Source organism: Bradyrhizobium sp. STM 3561 (genome assembly GCF_045571455.1).
GTDB lineage: Bacteria > Pseudomonadota > Alphaproteobacteria > Rhizobiales > Xanthobacteraceae > Bradyrhizobium > Bradyrhizobium vignae.
The window spans coordinates 2593945-2608050 of sequence record NZ_CP120695.1 but is presented as its reverse complement, the minus strand read 5'-3'; the positions used below and the strand labels follow the sequence as shown (position 1 = coordinate 2608050).

Below are 14106 nucleotides of genomic sequence, written 5' to 3'. Positions count from 1 at the left end.
TGCAAATGTCCTTGCTCGCGCGAGCGGGCGTCTTGCTTGCGTGGAGTTGATGGTAGCCATGATGGTAGCCATGATGCGGCCGACAGAGATGCGGTCGAACTCGCAAATATCCTCCGGCGCACAAAACTGGTGTGCAGCGCATCCAACCCGGCTTCTGATGTGCTAAGTCGTCTTCACGACTTAGCAGAGGACCAGCGTTGTCAGAGCTTTGTGATTCCAGTGCCGTTGAGCTGCGTCGCCTGTTGGCCGCACGGACGATCTCGCCTGTCGAACTCCTCGACGCCTGCCTGTCGCGCATCACCGCCGTCAATGGCGCCGTCAACGCCGTCGTGACTCTGGATGAGCCGGGCGCACGTGCAGCCGCGAAGGCAGCCGAGGCAGCCATCCTGCGCGGCGAGGATCGCGGCGCGCTGCACGGCCTGCCTGTCTTGATCAAGGACACGCAGGACACCGCCGGGATGCGCTCCACCTATGGCAGCCCGCTGCTGCGCGACAACGTGCCGGCCGCCGATCAGGGTTCGGTCGCTCGCTTGCGCGCGGCCGGCGCCATCATCTTCGGCAAGACCAACACGCCGGAATGGGCGGCCGGCGGCAACACCCGCAATCCCGTGTTCGGCGCGACCGGCAACCCGTTCGACCCCATGCGTTCGGCGGCGGGCTCGTCCGGTGGCTCGGCGGTGGCGCTCGCCTGCGGCATGGCCCCGCTCGCCTCGGGCTCCGACACCGGCGGAAGCTTGCGCAATCCGGCCGGCTTCTCCGGCATCGTCGGGATGCGCCCGTCCTACGGCCTCGTGCCGAGCGAAAAGCGCATCTTCGGCTGGTCGAACCTCTCGACCGACGGGCCGATGGCGCGCAACGTTGCCGACGCCGCGCTGATGCTCTCGGTGATGGCGAGCGACGATGCCCGCGATCCGCTCGCCTACACCCTGCCCGGCGAACCGTTGCGGGCCCGTGCCGAGCGCTGGGCCGCGCCGCGCCCCGCCGATCTCGGCAAGCTGCGTCTCGCTTTCACCGAAGACTTCGGCTTCGCACCGACCGAGCAGGCGATCCGCCGCGTGTTCCGCGCACGCGTGAAGAAGCTTGCACCGCTGTTCGCCGACTGCCGCGAGGCCACACCCGACTGCTCCGGCGCCGACGACGCCTTCGCCGTGCTGCGCGCCGGCATGTTCCTGGCGACGCATGGCAAGAATTACAAAGAACGTCCCGAGATGCTCGGCCCCAACGTCCGCGCCAATGTCGAGGAAGGCCTCGGCTACACGCTCGAGGACTACGCCCGCGCCGCCACGACACAGACGCGGATCTATCGAGCCTACCAGACCTTCTTCGCAAATTGCGACGTGCTGATCAGCCCGACCATCACGCTGAGCCCGCGGCCGTGGTCGGAGCTCTATCCCGCCGAGATCGACGGCGTGCCGACCAAATCTTATTTCCACTGGCTCGCGCTCGCCTATGCCGTCACGCTGCCCGGCCATCCCGCGATCAGCATTCCGCTCGGTCTCGATGAAGCTGGCCTTCCGTTCGGCCTCCAGATCGTCGGCCCGCGCGGCGGCGATGCGATCGTGCTCTCGGTCGCCGCGAGCATCGAGGCTGCGTTCGCGAACGATGCGCAATTGTGCCGCCCCGTGCCCGATTTCGCACGGCTCGCCGCTGCACCGCCGCTATCGGCCGCACCAGATTTCCTCACCTGGGAATGACCCGGGCCTGACAGGAGAATCGTTTCCGATGCAAAGCGCGATCATTCTCGGCGGCGGCATGGTGGGCGTGGGTGCCGCGCTGCATCTGCAGCAGCGCGGCTGGTCGGTCACGCTGGTCGATCGCAGGGAGCCCGGCCGCGAGACCAGCTACGGCAATGCCGGGATGATCCAGGCGGAAGCGGTGCGGCCCTATCCGATGCCGCGCGATCTCGCCTCGCTCTTGAAGATCGCGACCGGCCGCACCAACGACGTGCGCTACAGCCTCTCCTCCCTCCATCTGCACATCGAGCCCCTGCTCCGCTATTGGTGGCATTCGGCGCCGAAGCGGCATCGCGAGGCGATCGCCGGCTGGGCGCGCCTGATCGCCAGCGCGACGGCCGAACACGACATCCTGATCCGCGAGGCCCATGCCGACAATCTGATCCGCCGGGCCGGCTATCGCGCGCTGTACCGCGATGCCGCCGCCCTGGAGCACTCGATCAAGGACGCGGAGCAAGATCGGCGCGAATTCGGTGTGAACTTTCGCGTTCTGTCAGGCAGCGAGTTGACAAAAGCCGAGCCGATCCTGCGCGACGATCTGCCCGGCGCGATCCATTGGCTCGACACCTGGACCGTGTCCGATCCGGGTGCGCTGGTGACCGCCTATGCGGAGCTGTTCGCGCGCCTCGGCGGCCGGATCGTGCTGGGTGATGCGCAGTCGCTGCGGCAAACTGCGACTGGCTGGTCGGTCGACACCGATCAGGGGCGCATCGATGCTCCCCACGCCGTCGTGACGCTCGGACCCTGGTCGCCCGATCTGTTGTACAAGTTCGGCTATCGCATCCCGCTGGTGCGCAAGCGCGGCTATCACATGCATTATAGCGGCGGCGCTTCGCTCGACCTGCCGCTCGTCGACAAGGCCCGTGGCTACGCCATGGGCCCGATGGCCAAGGGAATTCGCATCACCACCGGCGCTGAGCTGACGGGCCCGGATGCGCTCGCAACACCGGTACAGCTCGCCAGCGCGGAAGCCTCCGCGCGCGAGCTGATCGACCTCGGCAAACGGGTCGAGCCCGATCCGTGGTTCGGCACCCGCCCCTGCACGCCGGACATGCTGCCGGTGCTCGGTCAGGCCCCGCGTCATCCCGGCCTCTGGATGAACTTTGGTCACGGGCACCAGGGTTTTACGCTGGGCCCTGCGACCGGGCGCCTGCTCGCCGAGATCATGAGCGGCGAGACGCCGTCGATCGATCCCGCGCCGTACCGGCCGGAGCGGTTTTAACCCTCCGCGTTCGCGGCGAGCACCGCGAACGCAGCCGACAGGCGCATCAAGGGGTCGTCCCGGAGCCCAAGAAAAAGGGCTGATCGAGGATCTCGACCAGCCCTGTTACTTCAAGATCTGACAGCGCAGCTCGCGCCGTCAGATCGGATCAGTCCGTGGTGATCGCCGTCTCCATGTCGGTCGGATCGATCTGCTTGGAAAGGTTGGCGTTGAGCTTGTCGCGGTCGAGCTCGCCTTCCCACCAGGCCACGATCACGCAAGCGACGCCGTTGCCGCACAGATTGGTCAGCGCGCGGCACTCGCTCATGAACTTGTCGATGCCGAGCACGATCGCCATGCCCGGCACGAGGCGCGGATCGACCACGGCGAGCGTTGCCGCCAGCGTGATGAAGCCCGCGCCGGTGATGCCGGAGGCGCCCTTCGAGGTCAGCATCGCCACGACCAGGATCGTGAGCTGCTGGCTGAAGGAGAGATCGTAACCGAGCGCCTGCGCGATGAAGAGCGTTGCCAACGTCATGTAGATGTTGGTGCCGTCGAGGTTGAACGAGTAACCCGTGGGCACGACGAGGCCGACAACCGACTTGGAGCAGCCGAGCCGTTCCAGCTTTTCCATCAAGGTCGGCAGCGCGCTTTCCGACGACGAGGTGCCGAGCACGATCAGCAGCTCGTCCTTGATGTAGGCCAGGAACTTGAAAATCGAGAACCCAGCCAGGCGCGCAATGATGCCGAGCACGACGAACACGAACAGCGCAGCCGTGACGTAGAACGTCGCGATCAGGCCGATCAGGTTGAGGAGCGCGCCGGTGCCGAACTTGCCGATCGTATAGGCCATCGCACCGAACGCGCCGATCGGCGCTGCACGCATCACGATGGAGATGACGCCGAACACCGCATGCGCGGCGTCGTCGATGAAGCTGCGGATGGTGTGGCCGCGCTCGCCAAGGCTCATGATGGCAAAGCCGAACAGCACCGAGAACAGCAGCACCTGCAGGATCTCGCCTTGCGCGAACGCCCCGACCACGGTGTCCGGAATGATGTGCAGCACGAAGTCGACCGACTTCTGACCCGCGGCCTGCTTGGCGTAATTTGCAACGGCCGCCTCGCTGGCCGCCCCACTGCCGAAGCCCGCACCAGGCTTCACGAGATTGCCGATGAGGAGCCCGATCACCAGCGCGAAGGTCGAGACGACCTCGAAATAGACCAGCGCCTTGACGCCGATGCGTCCGACCTTCTTCGCATCCTGGATGTGGGCGATGCCGGAGACCACGGTGCAGAAGATGATCGGGGCGATCACCATCTTGATCAGCTTGATGAAGCCGTCGCCCAGCGCCTTGATCCAGTCGTTGGTGGCAACCGACGGCCAGAGCCATCCGACGATGGCGCCGAGCACGATGGCGATCAGCACCTGAACGTAGAGAATCTTGTACCACGGCTTGGCTGCGGCCGGCGCGACCGGCGCCCCCGCCATCGTTGTCGTCGTCATCGTTTCACTCCCCCTCAAACGTTGGGGCCAGCCAAGATCAACTTGGCCGGCCCTGTCAATTGGAACTGCTCTCTTATTGCGCGCTTTACCCGCGGCGATCGACGATCCGGCGGACCGCCGGCATCAGGGTCGCGCCGAGAGCATTCTTGACCAGTGAACCCGCAATGAACGGCACGATGCCGACCTGCCAAGCCTTGGCAGCGCCGAGACCGATGCCGAAAGCGAGCCAGGCAAAGCCCGCAGCCAGGATGACGATGTGGCCCATGGCCATCGCCGCAAACAGCCGCACAACGCTGCGATCCCAGCCGCGCTCGGCGAGCCAGCCGGTGACAAACGCAGCCAGCACAAAGCCGAACAGATAGCCCGCGGTCGGGCCAACCAGCGGTGCAATCCCACCCACGGGACCGGCGAAAACCGGCAGCCCCATCGCACCCTCGGCGAGGTAGGCGATCATGGTTGCGCTGCCAAGGCGCCAGCCATAGGCAGCGCCGATCATCAGCACCACCAGCGTCTGCAGCGTCATCGGCACATAGGGCAGCGGCAGGTTGACCTTCGCTGACAGCGCCATCAGCGCCGTGCCGAGCGCAATCAGCACGAAGGCGCGAAAGCCGCCGACGGCCTCGCCCGGCCGGGTCGGCCACATCAACGCGGCGAGAGAAGAATGTGGTGCAGCGGCGGACGGGACGGAACGGTCTGACAAGTTGAACTCCGGAAGGCTGTCGAATTGGCGGCTATTTAAGCCAGTGAGCGATCCGGTCAACTGCTTCCCGCATCTCATCGAGCGAGCGGGCATAGGAAAACCGTATGAATGAACGGCCGTGTATGGGATCGAAATCGAGGCCTGGCGTTGCCGCCACGCCCGCCTGCTCCAGCATTTGATTGGCGAACTCGAAGCTGTCCGAGGTGAAGTCCGAGACATCGGCATAAAGATAGAAGGCACCGTCGGCCGGCAGGAATCTCGTCAGTCCAGCCTTGGGCAATCCATCGATCAGGACACGCCGGTTTTCCTGATAGCCGTGCTTGATCTCCTCCATCTCGGCAGCGCCATCAAAAGCCGCTTCGGCCGCGATCTGCGACAGCACCGGCACCGAAATCGACAGGTTCTGTTGCAGCCGCTCGATCGGCCGCACCAGGATATCGGGAACGACCATCCAGCCGACGCGCCAGCCCGTCATGCAAAAATACTTGGAGAACGAGTTGATCACGAGTGCGTGCCTGGACAGCGCCGCCGCTGTCACGGCGGGAAATGCGTAATCGAGCCCGTGATAGATCTCGTCCGAGATGAAGCGGATGCCTGCGTCTTCCGCGGCAGCAATGAGGCCCGCGAGCGCTTCGCGGGACATCATCGTGCCCGTCGGATTGGCCGGGCTGCCGACCAGCACGCCCTTCAACGGCGCCTCGCGATGGGCGGCGAGCAGGGCCTCGCCGGTGAGCGCATGACGCGTCTCGTTCGTGGTCTCGATCAGCACCGGTTCGCAACCGAGCGCGGTGAGGATGTGGCGGTATGGCGGATAGCCCGGCACCGTCACCGCGACGCGATCGCCAGGCTCGAACATCGACAGGAAAGCCAAAATGAAGCCGCCGGAGGAGCCTGTGGTCACCACGATCCGCTCGGGGTTGACGTCACAACCATAGGTGTCGCGATAATGCCGCGCGATGCGCTCGCGCAGGCTGGGGATGCCGAGCGCGGAGGTATAATCGATCCGTCCGGCCTCGAGCGCGGCATGGGCGGCCGCAATCGCGGTCCTGGGCGCGCCAGCCGCGGGCTGGCCGACCTCCATGTGGATGACATGGCCGCCGGCGGCCTCGATTCGGGCCGCCGCGGCCATCACGTCCATCACCATGAACGGGGGAACATCGCTGCGGCGGGAGGGCTCGAGCCACTGCCCCAACCGGTTCCTCAATGTCGCATCGTGCATCGATTTCTGCTATTCGCTGGCGGACCGATCGGGTCGGTCCGGAACACGGGGCGCTTGCGCCCCAGACTGGCCTCATTGTACGGCTCATAAGGGGCACGGCTCACAAGGGCATATCGCGTATCCGGTCCGCCGCCAATCGCCAAAACCAATCACGAAACTGCTTGATCAAGCCCGTTTGACCCAGACCGCTCGATGTTGCTCCAGACCGCATTGCGCCAGAAGGCCTCCGCCCTCACCGCCCTCGTCACGGCCGTCGCGATCGCGCTGACGCCGTTCTCGTCCGCGCACGCGCAAGCCAAGGGGCCGCCGGTCCTGCGCGACACCGAGACCGAGCAGCTGCTACGCGAATACACGCGCCCGATCCTGCGCGTCGCGGGTCTGGAGAAGCAGAACATCCAGATGGTGATCATCAACGACGGCTCGTTCAACGCGTTCGTCGCGGACGGCCGCCGCATCTTCGTCAATTGGGGCGCGATCCTGCAATCGGAGACGCCGAACCAGATCATCGGCGTGCTCGCGCACGAGACCGGACATCTGGCCGGTGGCCATCTGTCCAAGCTGCGCGAGCAGCTCGCCGCCGCGCAGACCCAGATGATCATTGCGATGCTGCTCGGCGCCGGCGCGATTGCGGCCGGCAGCACCCGCAGCTCGAGCGGGGGCAACAACGGGCTTGCCAATGCGGGCGCCGCCGCGATCTCCGCTCCGCAGGAGGTGATCCGACGGTCGCTGCTGTCCTATCAGCGCCAGCAGGAGGAGAATGCGGACCGCGCCGGCGTGAAATTCCTGACCGCGACGCAGCAATCGCCCAAGGGCATGTACGAGACCTTCAAGCGCTTCACCAGCGAGAGCCTGTTCGCCGCGCGCGGCGCCGATCCCTACCTGCAGTCGCATCCGATGCCGGCCGAGCGCGTCGCCGCGCTGCAGGAGTTCGCAAGCTCCAGCCCCTACTGGAACAAGAAGGACGATCCCGCGCTCCAGCTCCGGCATGACATGGTCCGCGCCAAGATCTCCGCCTTCATGGAGCGTCCCGAGACGGTGTACCGCCGCTATCCCCAGACCAACGACAGCCTGCCCGCGCGCTATGCCCGCGCCATCAGCACCTATTTGCACGGCGATCTGCGCAGCGCGCTCGCCCAGATCGACGCGCTGATCCAGGTTCAGCCGAACAACCCGTACTTCTACGAGGTGCGCGGTCAGGCGCTTTTGGAAAGCGGCAAGCCGGCAGAGGCGGTCGCTCCCCTGCGCAAGGCGGTCGCACTCTCCAACAACGCGCCCCTCATCGAGATGTTACTTGGGCAGGCTCTGGTTGGAACCGATAATAAAGCCTACACCGACGAAGCTGTTCGGATTCTCCGCGCCGCGGTGGCGCGAGAGCCCGAGGCGGCGCTCGGCTATACCCAGCTCGCGATGGCCTACGGCCGGAAGGGAGACTATGCCGAGGCAGATCTCGCCTCGGCCCAGGCCGCTTACTTGCGCGGCGACAACAAGACCGCCCGCGAGCTTGCCACGCGCGCGAAAACCCGTTTCGCCGTCGGCACACCCGGATGGGTAAAGGCCGACGACATCGTGGCGGCGAAGCCGCCGCGCAACTGACGCAACTCGAAGGACGCCCGATACCACGACGTCACGACACCGAGCTCAAGTCCACCGGGACGTTTCTCGAAACTGCTTTGAACAAGAGGATTTGCCTATGCCTTCGCTGCGCCTGCTTGCTCCCGCATTGTTTGCGCTCGCCATGCTCGGCGCAGCCGTGCCCGCCTCGGCCGACGGTTTCTCCGACAGCCAGCGCACCGACATCGAGGCGATCATCAAGAGCTATCTCGTCAGCCATCCCGAGGTGCTCGAGGAGGCCATGGCCGAGCTCAGCAAGCGCCAGGCCGCGGCCGAAACGCAGAAGCACGAGGCCAGCATCGCGCAGAATGCCGACGCGATCTTCAACTCGCCGCGCCAGGTCGTGCTCGGCAACAAGGACGGCGACGTCACCTTCGTCGAGTTCTTCGACTACAATTGCGGCTACTGCAAACGCGCCATGGGTGACATGCTCGACCTCATGAAGAGCGATCCGAAGCTGAAGGTGGTGCTGAAGGAGTTTCCGGTGCTGAGCCAGGGTTCGGTCGAAGCGGCTCAGGTCGCGGTCGCCGTGCGCATGCAGGACCCCTCCGGCAAGAAATATCTCGACTTCCACCAGAAGCTGCTCGGCGGCCGCGGCGCCGCCGACAAGGCCCGCGCCATGCAGGCGGCGAAGGAGGCCGGCCTCGACACCGCGAGAATCGAGAAGGACATCGCCAGCCCCGAAGTGCGCGCCACCATCGAGGAGAACTTCAAGCTTGCCGAAGCGATGGGCATGAATGGCACGCCGAGCTACGTGATCGGCAAGCAGATCGTCGTCGGTGCCATCGGCGTGGAAGGCCTCAGGGAAAAGATCGGCGTTGCCCGCTGCGGCAAAGCGACTTGCTGAGCGACGCGACATTGCGTTGAAGGAGGCCGGCTCACAGCCGGCTTCTTTTTTGCGCGGTTCGGACCGTCGCAGTTTGTCGCGGTCGGGCGGGACCGTTCATCCGGTGTTCAGCAAACAAAGCTCGCCGGAACCTCCTGGATTTCGGAACGACCGCGCTCTCCTTTCGTTGTCGGCGCGGGCAATGACGCAAAGAAATCACGTGAGGAGAGGTTCAAATGACTAATCGCTTTTTGGTCTCGGTTGCAGCTTTGGCGCTGATCGCCGGCACCGGTTTCGCCAATGCGCAAGGAACCGGCACCAAGGACCACGGGAGTGGCCAGCAGACCCAGCACAGCACGCAGCCTTCTGGCGAGCGCAGCGACTCCATGAACAAGCAAGAGTCCATGGACAAGCAAGACAAGCATGAAAAGGGAACGGTCGGCCAGGCCGGCAGCATGAAGGATCAGCCGAGCGCTCATGACAAATCGACTCAGTCCGACAAGATGAACAAGGACCAGCCGGGTGCGATGCGTGAGAAGTCGACGCAGTCGGAGAAGTCGTCGACGGTCGGCCAGAGCCCGCGGAGCGACGAGAAGTCCAAGGGCAGCATGAGCAGGGAAACCGAGACCAAGGGCAGCAAGGACATGAAGGCCCAAGGTCAGGAAGACCGCAGCGGCATGAATGCGCCTGGTCACCAGGGTTCCCAGACTCAGACCCAGACCCAGACCGGGACCGAGCGGTCGCAGACGACCGGCCAGGCCGGCGCCGCTGCCAAGCTTTCGACCGAGCAGCGGACCCAGATCACGTCCGTGATCCGCGAGGAGCACGTCGCCCCGGTGACGAACGTAAACTTCTCGATCTCGGTCGGCACTCGCATCCCGCGTGAGGGCATTACCCTTCACGCCCTGCCGTCGAAGGTCGTGACGATCTATCCGGAGTGGCGGACCTACAAGTACGTCCTGATCCGCGATGAGATCGTGATCGTCAATCCGGACACCTACGAGATCGTGGCTGTCCTGAACGCCTAAGGCCGGACACCGGCAATCTCGGGGCGGGCAGCGATGCCCGCCCCTTTGCGTTCGGCCGGCAGCCATGCTTCGGACTGGTTAACAAGCAATTTCCGTAGTTTCCGCACAGGTATTTGCGCACTGGATGAGGTGCTTGAACCCGCCCCTGAGGCCCTTCAAGGCTTCCCCTCACGCGCTTTGTTACCTATAACCCGCCACGCCGAAGCACCTCTTCCGGGATTGGAATGGCCGAACCTGCAACCGACACGATCCTCGTCCTGAACGGGCCGAACCTCAACATGCTGGGGACGCGCGAGCCGGAAAAGTATGGCCACGCCACGCTGGCTGACGTCGAGGCGCTATGCCGCGACACGGCCGCGACCTTTGGTCTCAAGGCTGACTGCCGGCAGTCCAACCGCGAAGGCGAACTGATCGACTTCATCCACGAAGCGCACCGGCGCAAGATGAAGGGCATCATCATCAATGCCGGCGGCTATTCCCACACCTCCATCGCGCTGCACGACGCGCTGCTCGCGGTGCAGATTCCGACGGTCGAGGTGCATGTGACCAACATCCACGCCCGCGAAAGTTTTCGTCACCATTCCTACACCGCACGCGCGGCGTTCGCCTCGCTCTGCGGTTTCGGCATCGAGGGCTATCGCCTCGCCATCCAGGGCCTTGCCGCCAAGCTCGGCATCAAGCCCAACGCCTGACGCTCCCTTCCAACAGAACATTCGGATCAAACAACATGGCGCGCCAGCCAGACGACAAAGCAGCCGCAAAGTTTTCCAGCGAGGATTCCGCGCTCGTTCGCGAGCTTGCCTTGCTGCTCGATGAGACCAGCCTCACCGAGATCGAGATCGAACGGGCCGGCCTGCGCCTGCGCGTCGCCCGCAACATCAGCGTTGCCGCGACCATGCCGATGCCGGTCGCAGCCGCTTCCGCCGCCGTGCCGGTGGCAGCGAGCGCCGCTGCGCCCGCCCCTGCCGCGGCCGATCTGTCGAAGCATCCCGGCGCCGTGACCTCGCCGATGGTCGGCACCGCCTATTGGGCGCCGGAGCCTGGCGCAAAGCCGTTCATCGACGTCGGCACCAAGGTCTCGGTCGGCCAGACGCTGCTGATCATCGAGGCCATGAAGACGATGAACCAGATCCCCTCGCCGCGCGCCGGCACGGTGACGCAGATCCTGGTCGAGGACGGCCAGCCGGTCGAGTACGGCGAGCCGCTGGTCATCATTGAGTGAGGGAGTGGCGAATGGCGAGTAGCGAATAGCTACTCTGCCCTGTTCGCCATTCGCTATTCCCCATTCGCCCCCTGAGGCACCATGTTCGACAAGATCCTCATAGCCAATCGCGGCGAGATCGCCCTTCGCATCCTCAGGGCCTGCAAGGAGCTCGGGATCGCGACCGTCGCCGTGCACTCCACTGCCGACGCCGACGCCATGCATGTGCGGCTGTCGGACGAGAGCGTCTGCATCGGGCCGCCGGCGTCCAAGGACAGCTATCTCAACGTGCCCGCGCTGCTCGCGGCCTGCGAGATCACCGGCGCTGATGCCGTGCATCCCGGCTACGGCTTCCTCTCCGAAAACGCGCGCTTTGCGGAAATCCTCGCCGAGCACAATCTGCATTTCATCGGCCCGAAGGCCGAGCACATCCGCCTGATGGGCGACAAGATCGAGGCCAAGAAAACCGCCAAGCGGCTCGGCATCCCCGTGGTGCCCGGCTCCGACGGTGCGGTTGGTCCCGATGACGACGCGATGGCGATCGCCAAGAAGATCGGCTTTCCGGTGCTGGTGAAGGCGGCGGCAGGCGGCGGCGGCCGCGGCATGAAGGTCGCGCACAGCGAGGCCGACCTCCAGCTGGCGCTTTCGACGGCGGCCAACGAGGCCAAATCCGCCTTTGGCGACGCCTCCGTCTATCTGGAAAAGTACCTCCAGAAGCCGCGCCATATCGAGATCCAGATCCTCGGCGACGGCCGTGGCGGCGCCATCCATCTCGGCGAACGCGACTGCTCGCTGCAACGCCGCCACCAGAAGGTCTGGGAGGAAGGCCCCTCGCCGGTCCTCGCCGCCGCCGCGCGGGCCAAGATCGGCGAGACCTGCGCGAAAGCGATGCGCGAGATGAAGTATCTCGGCGTCGGCACCATCGAATTCCTGTACGAGGACGGTGAATTCTATTTCATCGAGATGAACACCCGCATCCAGGTGGAGCATCCGGTCACCGAGAGCATCACCGACATCGACCTCGTGCTGGAGCAGATCCGCATCGCCGCCGGCGGCGATCTGCCGGCCAAGCAGGACGAAGTCCAGGTCATCGGCCACGCCATCGAGTGCCGCATCAACGCCGAGAATCCGCAGACCTTCCGCCCCTCGCCCGGCCGGATCCTGCAATATCATCCGCCCGGCGGCCTCGGCGTCCGGATCGATTCCGCCGTCTACCAGGGGTACACGATCCCGCCCTATTACGATTCCCTCGTCGGCAAGCTGATCGTGCACGGCAAGACCCGGGCCGAATGCCTGATGCGGCTGCGCCGGGCACTGGACGAGATGGTGGTCGAAGGCATCGAGACCACGCTGCCGCTCTTCCGTGCGCTGGTGCGCGAAGACGACATCATCGACGGCGACTACCACATCCACTGGCTGGAACAATATCTCGCCGGCAAGACGAAGCCAGCCTGAGATAATCCTGCTCCTTTTGGAACCCTTTGGCCCTGATCGCGTTCTCGGCGGGGACAGTTCCAAGGGGGCGTTTTGAACTCCACCGAACGTCGACAGGTCGATCGCCGTGAGGGCTGAAGCCCACCGACGGCGCACATTTTGGCAGATCCTGCTGCTTTCGGCGGGCCTTTTGGTGCTGACCGTTATCAGCGCCGGCTCCGTCTACCTCGTCAACAAGGCCCGGGAAGACAGTAAATGGGTGGTTCACACCATCGAGGTGGAGAGCCAGATCAACGCCCTGCTGCTCGAGGTCCGGCGTGCCGAGAGCAGCGCTCGCGGCTTTCTCCTGACGCAGGGGCCGGACTTCCTGTCAGATCATGAGAAGGCCGTCGCGGCGATCGTTCCGGCGCTCGACAAGCTCACGCGTCAGATCAGCAACGATCCGGCGCAACGCGAGAACATTGAAAAGCTGAGAGCAGCCATCGAGATCCGGCTCGACCAGTTCTCGCGCGAGATGACCTTCGTGAAGCAGGGTCAGCCCGACAGGGCCACGGCGCTGATCCGCGAGGCCGCCGCCGGCAACACCACGACCACGATCAGCAACATGGCCAACGCCATGATCCGCGAGGAGGAGCGGTTGTTCCGGCTCCGAACGGCAAATTCCGACCGCAGCCAGACCCTCTCCGCGTCGATGACCGGGATCGGCTCCGGCCTCGTCGTGCTGCTGGCGATGATCTCGATCTGGCTGGTGCGGCGCTCGGCGCGCGTGCGCGACGAGGCCGAAGCCCGCCTGCGCGACGCCAACGTCAACCTGGAAGCCGTCGTCGACGAGCGCACCGCGGACCTGCGCGAAGCCAACGACGAGATTCAGCGCTTTGCCTATATCGTCAGCCACGATCTGCGCTCGCCGCTCGTCAACATCATGGGCTTCACCAGCGAGCTCGAGGAGCTCGGCGGCGACATCTTCCGCCGGATCGGCGATCTCACCCACGTCTCCGCCGATGGGTCGTCGCTGGCTCCCGGCGCTCCCGGCGAGATCGTGCTCGAAGGCGCCGACAAGCAGCTCTCGGAGGATTTCTCCGAAGCGCTCGGCTTCATCAAGACGTCGATCGCCAAGATGGACCGGCTGATCTCGGCCATCCTCAACCTCACGCGCGAGGGCCGGCGCGAATTTCAGCCGGCGAAGATCGACACGCGGGAGCTGATCGAGGCCATCGTCTCGACGCTGGCGCACCAGGCGGCCGAGGCGCAAGCCGAGATCCACCTCGAGCCGCTGCCGAACCTCGTGAGCGACCGTCTTGCCCTCGAGCAGATCTTTTCCAACCTGATCGACAACGCGATCAAATATCTCAAGCCCGGCCTGCCCGGTGAGATCAGAATCCGCGGTCGGACCAAGCTCGGTTACGCTATCTTCGAGATCAGCGACAACGGCCGCGGGATCGATCCGAAGGATCATCAGCGCATATTCGACCTGTTCCGCCGCGCGGGAACCCAGGACAAGCCCGGCCAGGGCATCGGTCTTGCGCATGTACGTGCTCTTGTGCGTCGCCTCGGCGGTACCATGTCCGTATCCTCGGAACTGAACGCGGGCAGCACCTTCACGATCACGCTGCCGATCGCCTGGAACGTGAGCAACCGGAACTGAGATC

General features: G+C 65.0%; 12 protein-coding genes. 9 read left to right on the top strand and 3 right to left on the bottom strand.

Annotated elements, in window-relative coordinates:
* Positions 1-197: 197 nt before the first annotated feature.
* Positions 198-1694, top strand: a complete 1497-nt coding sequence (locus P6U28_RS12080) for an amidase (RefSeq protein WP_122403430.1) — start codon at positions 198-200, stop codon at positions 1692-1694.
* Positions 1695-1722: 28 nt separating this feature from the next.
* Complete coding sequence (locus tag P6U28_RS12075; RefSeq protein WP_122403431.1) at positions 1723-2955, top strand: FAD-binding oxidoreductase; 1233 nt, start codon at positions 1723-1725, stop codon at positions 2953-2955.
* Positions 2956-3103: 148 nt separating this feature from the next.
* On the opposite strand, the gene P6U28_RS12070 is transcribed toward P6U28_RS12075, so the two are convergent.
* The 3 genes from P6U28_RS12070 to P6U28_RS12060 all read right to left on the bottom strand — a co-directional run bounded on the left by P6U28_RS12070 (position 3104) and on the right by P6U28_RS12060 (position 6357).
* Positions 3104-4438, bottom strand: coding sequence for a dicarboxylate/amino acid:cation symporter (locus tag P6U28_RS12070; protein WP_122403432.1), 1335 nt, complete (start codon positions 4436-4438; stop codon positions 3104-3106).
* Between the two features lie 85 nt (positions 4439-4523).
* Positions 4524-5081, bottom strand: coding sequence for a biotin transporter BioY (locus P6U28_RS12065; RefSeq protein ID WP_122403433.1), 558 nt, complete (start codon positions 5079-5081; stop codon positions 4524-4526).
* Positions 5082-5169: 88 nt separating this feature from the next.
* A complete protein-coding gene (locus tag P6U28_RS12060; RefSeq protein WP_407122327.1) occupies positions 5170-6357 on the bottom strand; it encodes a pyridoxal phosphate-dependent aminotransferase in 1188 nt (395 codons plus the stop codon).
* Positions 6358-6549: 192 nt separating this feature from the next.
* On the opposite strand from P6U28_RS12060, the gene P6U28_RS12055 reads away from it, so the two are divergent.
* From P6U28_RS12055 to P6U28_RS12025, 7 genes are all read left to right on the top strand, one after another.
* Positions 6550-7950: a M48 family metalloprotease gene (locus P6U28_RS12055; RefSeq protein WP_122403435.1), complete on the top strand. Its 1401-nt coding sequence runs from the start codon at positions 6550-6552 to the stop codon at positions 7948-7950.
* A 97-nt stretch (positions 7951-8047) separates the two neighbouring features.
* Complete coding sequence (locus P6U28_RS12050; protein WP_122403436.1) at positions 8048-8815, top strand: DsbA family protein; 768 nt, start codon at positions 8048-8050, stop codon at positions 8813-8815.
* 215 nt (positions 8816-9030) lie between these two features.
* Positions 9031-9822 carry a DUF1236 domain-containing protein gene (locus P6U28_RS12045; protein WP_122403437.1) on the top strand — a complete coding sequence of 264 codons (792 nt, stop codon included), beginning with the start codon at positions 9031-9033 and terminating at the stop codon, positions 9820-9822.
* A 224-nt stretch (positions 9823-10046) separates the two neighbouring features.
* The gene (gene aroQ, locus P6U28_RS12040) at positions 10047-10514 is read left to right on the top strand and encodes a type II 3-dehydroquinate dehydratase (RefSeq protein ID WP_122403438.1); all 468 of its coding nucleotides are present in this window, start codon (positions 10047-10049) and stop codon (positions 10512-10514) included.
* A 35-nt stretch (positions 10515-10549) separates the two neighbouring features.
* Positions 10550-11044 (top strand): acetyl-CoA carboxylase biotin carboxyl carrier protein, encoded by a 495-nt coding sequence (gene accB, locus P6U28_RS12035; RefSeq protein ID WP_122403439.1) that lies wholly within the window; start codon positions 10550-10552, stop codon positions 11042-11044.
* A gap of 81 nt (positions 11045-11125) precedes the next feature.
* Entirely contained in the window at positions 11126-12478 is a 1353-nt protein-coding gene (accC, locus tag P6U28_RS12030) for an acetyl-CoA carboxylase biotin carboxylase subunit (protein ID WP_122403440.1), read from the top strand.
* A gap of 106 nt (positions 12479-12584) precedes the next feature.
* Positions 12585-14102, top strand: a complete 1518-nt coding sequence (locus P6U28_RS12025) for a CHASE3 domain-containing protein (RefSeq protein WP_122403441.1) — start codon at positions 12585-12587, stop codon at positions 14100-14102.
* Positions 14103-14106 lie beyond the last annotated feature (4 nt).

Coding starts and splice junctions, on each gene's coding strand:
- P6U28_RS12075 (WP_122403431.1), top strand. CDS start 1,723: ATGCAAAGCGCGATCATTCTCGGCGGCGGCATGGTGGGCGTGGGTGCC.
- aroQ (WP_122403438.1), top strand. CDS start 10,047: ATGGCCGAACCTGCAACCGACACGATCCTCGTCCTGAACGGGCCGAAC.
- P6U28_RS12045 (WP_122403437.1), top strand. CDS start 9,031: ATGACTAATCGCTTTTTGGTCTCGGTTGCAGCTTTGGCGCTGATCGCC.
- P6U28_RS12055 (WP_122403435.1), top strand. CDS start 6,550: ATGTTGCTCCAGACCGCATTGCGCCAGAAGGCCTCCGCCCTCACCGCC.
- P6U28_RS12060 (WP_407122327.1), bottom strand. CDS start 6,357: ATGCACGATGCGACATTGAGGAACCGGTTGGGGCAGTGGCTCGAGCCC.
- P6U28_RS12050 (WP_122403436.1), top strand. CDS start 8,048: ATGCCTTCGCTGCGCCTGCTTGCTCCCGCATTGTTTGCGCTCGCCATG.
- accB (WP_122403439.1), top strand. CDS start 10,550: ATGGCGCGCCAGCCAGACGACAAAGCAGCCGCAAAGTTTTCCAGCGAG.
- P6U28_RS12070 (WP_122403432.1), bottom strand. CDS start 4,438: ATGACGACGACAACGATGGCGGGGGCGCCGGTCGCGCCGGCCGCAGCC.
- P6U28_RS12065 (WP_122403433.1), bottom strand. CDS start 5,081: ATGTGGCCGACCCGGCCGGGCGAGGCCGTCGGCGGCTTTCGCGCCTTC.
- accC (WP_122403440.1), top strand. CDS start 11,126: ATGTTCGACAAGATCCTCATAGCCAATCGCGGCGAGATCGCCCTTCGC.